Source organism: Sphingomonas sp. FUKUSWIS1 (genome assembly GCF_000733135.1).
Taxonomy (GTDB): Bacteria; Pseudomonadota; Alphaproteobacteria; order Sphingomonadales; family Sphingomonadaceae; genus Sphingomonas; species Sphingomonas aerolata.
The window spans coordinates 95,127-96,159 of record NZ_JPJC01000242.1; the positions used below are offsets into that span (position 1 = coordinate 95,127).

The following is a 1,033-nucleotide window of genomic DNA, read 5'->3' on the forward strand; positions in this document are numbered from 1 at the left end:
CCACCGGTCTGACCGGCAGTCGTGGTCGCCGTGGAAGGCTTAGCCACAACCGGCTTGACGCCCGAAGCGGTGATCGGACGCACGGCACCGTTCGATGCCAGGAAGCCGAGCACGTCGTTCGAGAAGGCCGACAGGTCCTCTGCGATCGACTTGTTGCGACGCTGCAGCCAGTTGTACGACAGCACGGCAGGAACCGCGACGACGAGACCCAGTGCGGTCATGATCAGTGCTTCACCGACCGGCCCTGCGACCTTGTCGATCGATGCCTGACCCGATGCACCGATCTTCACGAGTGCGCGGTAGATGCCGATAACCGTACCGAACAGACCAATGAACGGCGAAACCGAACCGACCGTTGCGAGGAAGGCAAGACCGCCACCCAGCTTCGAGTTGATCGCAGCTTCCGAACGCGCGAGCGAGCCGTGCAGCCAGTCATGCGCCTCAACCGGATCGGTCAGCTTCGAATGCTGCTCCTGAGCGGCCAGACCGTCGTCGACGATCTGCTTGTAGGCCGAGTTCTTCTCGAGCTTGGCCGAACCTTCGCGAAGGCTGTTCGACGACCAGAAGGCCTGACGGACGCGCTTGCCCTGACCGATGATCTTCTGCTGCTCGAACAGCTTGGAGAACAGGATGTAGAACGAAACCACCGACATCAGCACCAGAATGCCGAACACGGTCTGGGAGATGAGACCGCCTTCGCGAAGTGCCGCTTCGAGGCCGTACGGGTTGGCTTCGGCTGCTGCGGGCGCCGCCGCGGCAAGGATAGTGGTGAACATGGTCGGATGATCCTCTTAAGATTCGTTGGTCTAAGTGCGCCGAGACGCAGATTAATTTTCCGGCAACGTCCACCGGATACGCTGCGTCGCACTCGAACGCATCGGGTTCCCGGCCTGATCGAGCGCCGGCGAGTAGCGACCACGTCGCGTCATCGCAGCACAGGCTGCCCGATCGAGAGCAGGCGAACCGCTCGACGACGTCACGGTGCAGTTCTCGACACGACCCTGGGCATTAATGTCCCAGCGCATCGCGACCG

General features: G+C 62.1%; 2 protein-coding genes. Both read right to left on the bottom strand.

Annotation, left to right across the window (positions count from 1 at the left end; translation table 11 throughout):
* Nucleotides 1-776, bottom strand: a 776-nt coding sequence (locus sphsw_RS15325; RefSeq protein ID WP_031441370.1) for a MotA/TolQ/ExbB proton channel family protein, incomplete at its 3' end; no start/stop codon positions are given.
* A 51-nt stretch (nucleotides 777-827) separates the two neighbouring features.
* Nucleotides 828-1,033, bottom strand: a 206-nt coding sequence (locus tag sphsw_RS19010) for an energy transducer TonB (RefSeq protein ID WP_152555521.1), incomplete at its 5' end; no start/stop codon positions are given.